This window comes from uncultured Nostoc sp. (assembly GCF_964245575.1).
Taxonomy (GTDB): domain Bacteria; phylum Cyanobacteriota; class Cyanobacteriia; order Cyanobacteriales; family Nostocaceae; genus Nostoc.
Genome location: NZ_CAXTNP010000048.1, coordinates 24,890 through 34,131, shown reverse-complemented (window position 1 = coordinate 34,131; position 9,242 = coordinate 24,890). Strand labels below are relative to the sequence as shown.

The 9,242-nt window shown below is 37.4% G+C and carries 7 protein-coding genes and 1 pseudogene; 2 read left to right on the top strand and 6 right to left on the bottom strand.

Annotation, left to right across the window (positions count from 1 at the left end):
* Positions 1-367: 367 nt before the first annotated feature.
* Together ACFFAP_RS10530 and ACFFAP_RS10525 are read left to right on the top strand one after the other, a co-directional pair.
* On the top strand, positions 368-1,252 hold the full coding sequence (locus ACFFAP_RS10530; protein WP_375511161.1) for a hypothetical protein: 885 nt from the start codon (positions 368-370) through the stop codon (positions 1,250-1,252).
* A gap of 88 nt (positions 1,253-1,340) precedes the next feature.
* A pseudogene (locus ACFFAP_RS10525) lies at positions 1,341-1,652 on the top strand (DUF1919 domain-containing protein); the annotation flags it as partial.
* On the opposite strand, the gene ACFFAP_RS10520 reads toward ACFFAP_RS10525, so the two are convergent.
* Genes ACFFAP_RS10520 through ACFFAP_RS10495 form a run of 6 tightly spaced genes read right to left on the bottom strand, consistent with a single transcriptional unit; the run spans position 1,639 to position 9,117 of the window.
* Positions 1,639-2,676 (bottom strand): Npun_R2821/Npun_R2822 family protein, encoded by a 1,038-nt coding sequence (locus ACFFAP_RS10520; RefSeq protein ID WP_375511160.1) that lies wholly within the window; start codon positions 2,674-2,676, stop codon positions 1,639-1,641. The pseudogene ACFFAP_RS10525 and the gene ACFFAP_RS10520 overlap by 14 nt on opposite strands.
* 16 nt (positions 2,677-2,692) lie before the next feature.
* Complete coding sequence (locus ACFFAP_RS10515; RefSeq protein ID WP_375511159.1) at positions 2,693-3,583, bottom strand: Npun_R2821/Npun_R2822 family protein; 891 nt, start codon at positions 3,581-3,583, stop codon at positions 2,693-2,695.
* Between the two features lie 3 nt (positions 3,584-3,586).
* On the bottom strand, positions 3,587-4,567 hold the full coding sequence (locus tag ACFFAP_RS10510; RefSeq protein WP_375511158.1) for an Npun_R2821/Npun_R2822 family protein: 981 nt from the start codon (positions 4,565-4,567) through the stop codon (positions 3,587-3,589).
* Between the two features lie 3 nt (positions 4,568-4,570).
* Positions 4,571-5,530 carry a glycosyltransferase family 10 domain-containing protein gene (locus ACFFAP_RS10505; protein ID WP_375511157.1) on the bottom strand — a complete coding sequence of 320 codons (960 nt, stop codon included), beginning with the start codon at positions 5,528-5,530 and terminating at the stop codon, positions 4,571-4,573.
* A 52-nt stretch (positions 5,531-5,582) separates the two neighbouring features.
* Positions 5,583-6,794 carry a glycosyltransferase family 4 protein gene (locus ACFFAP_RS10500; protein ID WP_375511162.1) on the bottom strand — a complete coding sequence of 404 codons (1,212 nt, stop codon included), beginning with the start codon at positions 6,792-6,794 and terminating at the stop codon, positions 5,583-5,585.
* Between the two features lie 4 nt (positions 6,795-6,798).
* The gene (locus tag ACFFAP_RS10495; protein WP_375511156.1) at positions 6,799-9,117 is read right to left on the bottom strand and encodes an ATP-binding cassette domain-containing protein; all 2,319 of its coding nucleotides are present in this window, start codon (positions 9,115-9,117) and stop codon (positions 6,799-6,801) included.
* Positions 9,118-9,242 lie beyond the last annotated feature (125 nt).

The following is a 9,242-nucleotide window of genomic DNA, read 5'->3' as shown; positions in this document are numbered from 1 at the left end:
TGATCATGCCTCAGAATCCGCTTGTCAATAGTGTTTGAGACGCGCTTACCCTGATTGAGATATAAGACACTTCACTAATATACAAATCAACCTAAATGCTCACCATCGCTGGTGAGCATTTATATTTTGAGTATGATGATTTGTCAAGGCTTTGTCGAGATGCAATTACTCACGCCTTCACATCTGCTAGGGCTTGCATGGGATTTAGTAATTAGAGAAAAATAAGTACTATTACAGTAGTCAGTATCCACATTATATATGTAAATATAGTATTTAATTTAAATCGGAACAGGCTGTAAATTCTGCTGTCTCTAAACGTATTTTTGATATTAGTTGTCAGTCAAATTTTATTTTAAAATAAGATATTATGCAACACGAAAAACCAGACGTTTGTTTTTGTACTTTAGCTTTGGGTAAAAGATATCGCTCTCATGCTTTTCTATTAGCTGAAGATATTGAAAAACATTCGCCGGGAATATACTTAATCGTATTAACAGATAACCCACAAGAATTTAAAAAATATCCTCATGTTTTAGCATTCAAACATGAACAACAGAGCATTGGCTGTTACCACGATAAAAGGTTTGTAATTACCAAAGCAATATCACTATTTAATACTTGCATATTTGTCGATGCAGATATCAGAATATTAGATAAGTTACAGCCAGACATGAAATGGCTTCCTGGCGTAACAGCAAGAAGTTGTACTAGTATTGTCAAACATAATCACGCATATATTAATTCTATAAATGATGCTTATAAGGCAAATAGAGCTAGAGATTTGACCATTCTTAGCAAGTTAGTACAAAAGTTAGACCTGGATTTAGAAGATACTAATATCCAGTTTGTGATGGAAATGCTATTTGTAGTGACAAGGGAAGATGGACGGGAAATAGAATTTATCAAGCACTGGGAAACCATTGCACTTTACTGTGAGTTAAATGGTTTTTATGGTGCAGAGGGTTATGCAATAGGATTAGCTGCTGCTAAGGCTGGATTACCAGTTCGATGGGATGCTATGGATAGTATTGTCTATTTCAAAGATTGGGTAGAACGACAGAAAATCAAAAAGGGACAAGCAAATCCAGATACAATGCTAATATATTTTCAACAGCATGAAGCCATTGAGTACCGCCAAAATTCAATTTTCCAAAAGCTGGTACGTAAACTAAATAAATTTATCGGCTATTACTATCGCTCGTTGTTTTTAAGACTTGCGACATTGAGTAATTTTAATTTTTATTACCGATAGAATCTTGTAAAAACAATCTGTTCGAGCTTACTAAAAAGTTCAATATGACAAACTTCGTAAACAGTAAAAATAGAATAGACGAACAAAAAGAATAAATTGGGATGATCTTTTTATTAAATTTGCAGGTGATAAAGACTTGTGCGATGAGCAACTTACAGAAGAGTTCGACAAATTAGACTTTCCTTATAAAATATGTCTCACGGTCAAAGAATATTCTCAACTCAAATCTACTGTATTTGTTAAAAATTATTTTATAAATGGAGCAACTATGTATGACATTTACAGAAAGCATTTTGAGCTTGCTAGTTGGCTTAACAAAGAATGTGGAAAATTTTCACCTGTGCAAAGGCTAAGAAATAAGCTGATTTCAAAACTTGGCTATGTTATTAGTACCCATTAATTCTATCCTTTAAATTGCGGTAATTTAGCTTAATATTATTGACTTTTTGCTGAATAAAACTCCTAGTAGACTTTTGCAGAAGCATTAGCTGGCTTGGGCGGGTAAGGCTTTGAGGACGTTCTTCAGGTGATTTTAAATAGCGATAATGCAAAAACACATCTCGATATGGAATATTAACATCTTCACCAGCGCAAAGTTGAGTAAAGTTTGATGAAGTTATACTCATATAGTGCAGATATGTCAATCTCCGCCCTTGGTCGTACAGGATATTATCTACTACATCAAATTGAGAACTCCAGTGATTCCCAGTTGCCTGTTCGCAGTCATGAAAAGCAAAATTATAATATGTAATTTCACTTCTCAATACCATATAATTAAATAAAGATTGGTCAGGGCCTAAACAACACATAACCTCAACTTCACCCGCTATTAATTTGTCGATAAAGTCGGCTCTTATCGCTGGGGAAAAAATATTTTTCTTAGTTGCAAACCAGCCAGCACAAAATACTTTAGATTGCAAGTTATCTGATTTGAAAACTTGCTGCATCTGCTCTGGCAAACCATCAAAAATAAATTTTAAATCAGATTTATACTGAAAATCATTGACTACCCAATCATAGGCATCTAATTTTTCATATACATAATCTACAGGCCCCATTAACAAGGTATCTGCATCAAAATAAATAAATCTATCAAAGGGGCCATCCACAGCACACAATTTGCGGTGCATTGGTAGCCGATAGAGTTCTGGAAAGCCCCACCCACGCCAAGTTTTTTGTGCTCTAGGATAATTTTTCCATATCTGAGTAGCAAAGTTATCCCAGTAACCGATAGAATCAGAATCTTCAAATAAGGTGATATTATCTCTAGATGCAATCTCTACCTTTACTTTGTCTAACTGCTCATTATATGGGAGTATACAAATAGGAATTTCCTTACCAGCATTAGCTTCTATACTATTGAGCAACGCAACTAATTGGTCATAGACGACATCATTGGCCAGGATATAAATGCCATCAATCATTGGGATACTCCTAATATTAAGTACGGGCAGCAACAAACGGAAATAAACGGCGAGTAAGTTTGGAGATGAAGGCGAATTTACCCTCATGGAGATAACGATAGTGTTCCCACAATTGCCAATAGGGACTACCAATTTTCATCCGCGTACCAGCCCAGTGGAGATATTTTAGTCGTTGTCCTCGGTCATAGAGGGCGTAATCTTGCTGTTGAAAATTTCGTGAACCCGCCCAACTACCAGGCCCTCCCCCAGGAATTTTGACGAGATTTCCACGTTTGGAAATTAGTTTGAGAACAAGATAATTTAAAATGGGTTGGTCTGTAACTCCTTCAGAAAAATCGAAATATTCTCGATGTGCAGCACATTCGCGCAAAGCTTCATCCATCTGTTGTTCGGTAATAGTTCCTTTTCTCGAAGCCCAAAAACCGCTATTGAAAACGTCTTGAAGTTGGGCATCTGAAAAAATTTGCTGCTCTTTTACAAATGGCGAAAAGATATTTCGCAGCTTTTCATTGGCATGATGGTAATCACAACAGAAGAAATCGACTTCTGAAAGTTTGTCTAAATTGTCGGCGATTTTTTCAAAAACGACAATATCCGTATCAATATAAATAAACTCATCTAAAGGGCCAAACCACGCCACCAGTTTACGCATTTTATTGGGTAAAGCGAGAAAATTTCGATCAAAAATTTTTCCGATGCCTTTGGTAAATTTATCAATAAGTTCTAAATCTGGAAAAATTTGCACTTTATGTAAGCTAGCAAGCTGCTCTGCTACCTTGTGATAATTTTCATTAAAAGGTATGAGATAAACGCTAACTTCTGGGTCATAGTAACGAATGCTATTGAGTAACGCGATCGCATTATCGATAACCTGGTCATTGGCAACAATATAAATTCCCCTACTCATAAATTATCCTTGGTTAATTAACTTTAGTTTTCGCAAAGCTCTTGTAAGTAAATTTGGTGTTGGAGCGTTATGATAATTTTTCGGAAGATTTGTAAAGACTGGACGCTTTTCTGGTTCGCGTAAGTAGCGATAATAGAGAAATAAATCTCGATAGGGGAACTCAATATTTTCTCCAGCACATACTGCTTGATTGATATTAGGAGGAATACCAATGTAATGAATGTAAGTTAGTCGATTGCCTTTGTCATAGAGAATATATTCTCGTTCTTCAAAGTGCTTAGATGTGGCAGAACATCCAGTTCTTTGATTCTCTGGTAGTTTTTGAGCAAAGTTATAAATAGAAAGATTAGACCTCATTACCATGTAGTTAATCAGTGGTTGTTCACCAGCACCTTCATACAAAATTTCCGCTTCACCATTTTGTAAATGGGATATGAGCAAATCTCTTTGTTCTGAATTAAATACGCCTCGCTTCGAGCCATAGAAGCCTGAGCAAAATATTTCGGCATCAATGCGCTTTTGCTCAAAAATTTTTAGTAATTTGGGAGAATTAACATTGTATATTTTACTAACATCTTTAAATTGAAAATCGTAGACAACAAAATCATAACTATCTAACTTTTCAAACACCGCCGCTAGAGAGTTCATCACCAAGGTGTCTGCATCTAAATAGATAAACTTATCAAATGGGCCATCAAAAGCGCAAAACCGACGGTGAGCGCCATACAAACGAAATTTACTGCGATTTAATCGTTCTGGTGCTGCTGAGAGCATAAATTGATCCCAGCGATTGATTGATTCTTGATTATCGTAAAGAAATACATTAGGGCGTTTAATTATTTCATCAGCGATTCGCTGTGTCTGATCGTCGAAAGGATATATACAAACAGGAGTTTCTGGGCCCAAGATAACATCAATACTGTTCAGCAAAGCCACCAGTTGATCGAAAACATAATCATTGCCAAGGGTACAAATACCATTCATAATTTATGAGTGTTGATCGACAAAGTTTGATAACCAGTTAAGCAGGTTTAATTTGTGTAAGATGATTTGACGTGCTTCTGCGATCGCATCTTTAGCAGCATACCAAGCATCAGGTGTAGCTGTCACTTCTTTGATGTAGGCAATGCCTTTTTCATCTAAACTGGGCAACCGCAAAAAACTACCCGGTGGCAATAACTTATCAGCAGCCGGCCCGCCATAGTAAATTGGTAGACACCAGGCAAGTAAACTATCCCAAAGTTTCTCACTCACATACCAATTATTATCAGCATAATTTTCAATTGCCAGATTGTAATAGTATGGTGCCATGCCATACCATTTGTTACCTAGTTCTCCCGATTTGTTAGCCCATTGTGGTAAGTTACGCCCATACAAATCAAATTTTATACTACTAGATTCTAGGGACTGCAAAAATTCTAGACGCTGGCGATGGTTGACAGTGCGACTAATTCCTGAAGTAATCCAACTACATGGAGCAACCTTTTGGGGAGGTGGTATTTCATTTAAATCTTGAAATGAATTTGAGTGATACCAAATAGCAGGCATATAGTCAGGAGTGGGGGCAAAATCATCTGGGCCAGAAACGTAGCCGCAATAATTTTGGGCTTGTTGGTAATTATGATTAGTGATTTCTACAATTTCATCTAAAGGCGGTTCTCTTAGTAAATAAATAATCCGCTCTTTACTCACACCACGCAGTAAAGAATCAATATTTACTATTGATTGTTGTCGCTGTTTACGAAAACTATCTAACCAAGATTTTTGTGGCGATGCTTGGGGAAAATCAAATTGATACATCAGTAGAAAATCTGGTTTGGCTGCCAATGCCTGCATTTGCATATTGCCCCAAACTCCAAATTGATTCGGAGTTTGTTGCCATAGCCAATCGGCTCTAGTTTCTAAACCTCGATAGCTGCTAATCATGCCTACAGTTTTGATAGTCATTTTAGTTATTAGTCAGTTATTATTTATTTTCCTTAATATCACCCATTTTTTCTTATACAATAAGTTGGGGTAACAGAGATTCATCAACATAACTAAGGATTTTTGCCGCTCTATTTTCCCAAGAGAACTGCTTGACAAAATTGATACTATCTGGATAACCTTCTATTTTTCTGGGATGAGTTTCTAAAACCCGCTTTAGACATTCGGCAAATTTGCTGGGGTTATCTGGCTCACACCAAGCAGCGATCGCTTGAGTATCTTTAAATTCAACTAATGATGGAATTTCTGTGGCTACAATGGGAGTCCCAGAGGCGAAGTAGTCAAACAGCTTTAAGGGAGATGTAAAAGTTGCCGCTTTTCCCGAACAATGAGGGTGAGCTAAAACATCGGCTGCTTGTAGCAAAGATGCTAAATCATTATGTAATATATAGCCCAAAAATTTAATATTATTAACCTGTTTTTCTTTTACCAACTGCTGATAATATTCAACTTCTTTTGGCTTACCACCTGCACAAACAAATTGCACATTAGGCATTTCATTAGCCACATCTATTAGTACATCAATACCTTTAAATTCTTGTAAAGCTCCCGCATAAAGTACTAGCTTTTGGCTTTCGTCTGGCAATAATTTTTGACGCCATTCTGCTGCTTTTTCTGGTTGTCTTTCCATAAATAAGCGATTAAAACCATTGTGCAGTTTAATCACTTTTTCTGGTGGCATCCCATTTTTAATCATGCTTTCGCGGATGGTGTCTACAACTGTGACAGCAATTTGCAATAGCGGATTTTTAACAATTTCTGGCTCAAATGGTTTGTCTTCGTGGTGATGGTGTTCATAAATTGCCGGAACGCCATTTTTGATGGCAGCTTTGACAAAATTCCAGTTGCGACTGTGGACAAGTTTAGTAGTTGGAAGTATGTGAAATGGTAAATAATACTTGCTGGCAATGGTGTTAGAGTCAGTAAATTTGCTCCGAAAATGGTCAATCGGCCAAGGCATCGGTAAGGGAGCAACTTTTAAATTGTCATGGAGGTTGTAATATTTGATAAGTTCTGTTGGTGTTTTTCTCGGTTGAAAAGGACGAGCTAAATTAGCTGGATTAATAGCTTTTGCTTTTTTTTCAGGATATACCAAAACTGTTGAGTATCCCAAGTTGGCAGCACCGTTAGCTGCATTTGTAGACTGTACTAAGTGAGCCTCTGGTTGCGGCAACTCTTCACCAATGAAAAAAATATAGTGTTTTTTTAAAGCAGGATTATTCATAATTTTAGACATCAATACTATTCTCAAATTTTTCTAAATTGTCGAGCAGAGATATAGCAGATTCATAACTTTCAGTAATTAATCTCTTTTGTTCTTCTGGGGTGTATATCAAATTATCAGCTAGAGAGCAAAGAGAGCTAAGTATGAGATTGAGAGAAGCCCGAAACTCAATGGATAGATGATTAAAGGTCTGATAATAGGTACTTATGATATCTTGATTTTGCTCAGTAATTGAGATAAATTCCCCCTTTCTTTGCAAGTTAATAACATCCTCAAAAACATCTATGGTGTTGAGAATTCTCTTAGCTGATTTGTAAGAGTCTTCAATTAATATCTGCTGTTCTTGGGAATCGTCTACCAGATCATCAAGTAATAAGCGCAGGAACCCAATCATCGAGTTCAACTGTGTCCGAATTTCGTGAGAGATGCGGAGCCAGCTTTGATTGTATTTAGTAGCTTCAGGATATTCAGCAAATTTTTTGGAGTTTAGGCGCATTGCCTTAAGAATTTTTGTCTGAATCAAGTTTTTGTTAGGACGAGCGCTGAATTGCATGGAGTACAAACGTGAGTAGTAACCACCTTTTTGTAAAAGTTCTTCATGGGTTCCCACTTCTACCACCTGTCCTTGATCTAATACGGCAATTTGATCGGCTTTTTGGACTGTGGAAAGGCGGTGAGCAATTACAAGGGTTGTGCGATCGCGACTCAAATCATCAAGTGCAGATTGTACTAAACGTTCAGAAACAGTATCTAAAGCGCTGGTGGCTTCATCTAAAATCAGAATTTCTGGATTTTGGACGAGGGCGCGGGCGATCGCTAATCTTTGCCTTTGTCCACCAGATAACATGACGCCGCGATCGCCAATCAAGGTGTCAAATCCTTGAGGCAATTTGCTAATAAACTCGTATGCATTTGCCCGCTTGGCTGCTGTAATAATTTCATCCTCAGTAGCCTCTTCTCGCCCATAAGCGATGTTATTCTTCACCGAGTCATTAAAAAGAAAAGTATCTTGACTGACAATCCCCATTCGCTTTCGCAGGGATACAAGATCGAACTGCCGCAAATCAGTCCCGTCAATCCTAATACTGCCAGATATTGGGTCATAAAATCTGGGCAAAAGGTCTGCTAAAGTGGATTTACCAGCACCAGAACTGCCTACTAATGCTAAGGTCGTACCACGGGGTAAAAATAAATTTACATTTTTGAGTACCAACTTTTCATGACCAGGGTAGGTAAAGCAAAGAGAATTAAAAGACACGCCCTCTTGTAATTTTGTATAGGGAAGCTTACCCTGATCCATGAACGGCTTATCATCAAGGCTTAAAAACTCATTCGTCACATCTACACTGGCGGCGGTACTGGCAAAGTTGCTGCGAACACTATTTAACTGAGAAATTAATGGCAGCACTCGCAGCAGCACTAATAAATATGTTAAAAGTACGGTGGAAAGAGAAGAAATCTGGCCAGCAAAGAAGGTTTTGCTCAAAAGTACAATCAGCAGTAAAGCTGTAATACCCATCACCTCATTCAGAGGTGTAATCGCTTCTGAATTAATCTGAGATTGGAAATCTGCTAACTCGCGATCGCGAATTAATTTTGTGATCCGTCGATATTCTTTTTCTTCATTTCCCGTCGCCTTTACCAGTCGGATTCCGTTTAAAGTCTCCAGCACAGAGATTGAATATGCTCTAGACATCTCACTAAGCTGTTTCCCAAAAGTTCTAGATCGGGAAATGGCATACTGATTTATTAACGTCACCAACGACAGCAAAATCGTAGCAGCAATTGTTAACTGCCAAGAGATTGACAGCAATAAACCGACAAAAACTAAAATTGTGATTCCCAGGATAACCATCCTGACTGTACTACCTATAGCACTTGCAGCCCGACCAATTTCTCCACCAAGACGGTTGATTAAATCACCAACTTTTGTTTTGGCATAATAATCTATATCAATTTCTAGTAATAGCTTTAACCCGGTTTCGCGCATATCCGATGTCAGCTTTCGGCTTAAAGAACTCGATGCTAAAGCGCCGGCATAAGTAGCTAAGTTTTTTAAAAAAATTGTGAATATAATCGCCCCAGCCATTACTACTATCCGGTAAGATTCAGGAGTATTATCAAAGGGAGTTATCAACCTTTTTAGGATGGGAGGGGCAGTACTTAAATCTACTTCTTGTCCCACAATTTTTAAAATCACTGGCACAATTAAAGCTGTGCTGATTCCATTAAATAAGGCTCCAGAAAATCCTAACAATATTGTCAGCAGAATCAAACCTGGATAGGGTTTAGCGAATCTTAGTAGTAGTTTTCTGGTAGACATTGGGTATTCTTATGCCACTTTCACTTATTAATATAATTCACAAATTACTTGCTAGATTAGCTAATCATCAAATAAATCAAACTAAATAATCTTCATCTCTCAACTCCGTGAAAACACAGTTAAAC

What these genes read in the sequence shown, in the direction of transcription:
- ACFFAP_RS10530 (WP_375511161.1), top strand. Translation starts at nt 368, where the DNA reads ATGCAACACGAAAAACCAGACGTTTGTTTTTGTACTTTAGCTTTGGGT.
- ACFFAP_RS10520 (WP_375511160.1), bottom strand. Translation starts at nt 2,676, where the DNA reads ATGATTGATGGCATTTATATCCTGGCCAATGATGTCGTCTATGACCAA.
- ACFFAP_RS10515 (WP_375511159.1), bottom strand. Translation starts at nt 3,583, where the DNA reads ATGAGTAGGGGAATTTATATTGTTGCCAATGACCAGGTTATCGATAAT.
- ACFFAP_RS10510 (WP_375511158.1), bottom strand. Translation starts at nt 4,567, where the DNA reads ATGAATGGTATTTGTACCCTTGGCAATGATTATGTTTTCGATCAACTG.
- ACFFAP_RS10505 (WP_375511157.1), bottom strand. Translation starts at nt 5,530, where the DNA reads ATGACTATCAAAACTGTAGGCATGATTAGCAGCTATCGAGGTTTAGAA.
- ACFFAP_RS10500 (WP_375511162.1), bottom strand. Translation starts at nt 6,794, where the DNA reads ATGAATAATCCTGCTTTAAAAAAACACTATATTTTTTTCATTGGTGAA.
- ACFFAP_RS10495 (WP_375511156.1), bottom strand. Translation starts at nt 9,117, where the DNA reads ATGTCTACCAGAAAACTACTACTAAGATTCGCTAAACCCTATCCAGGT.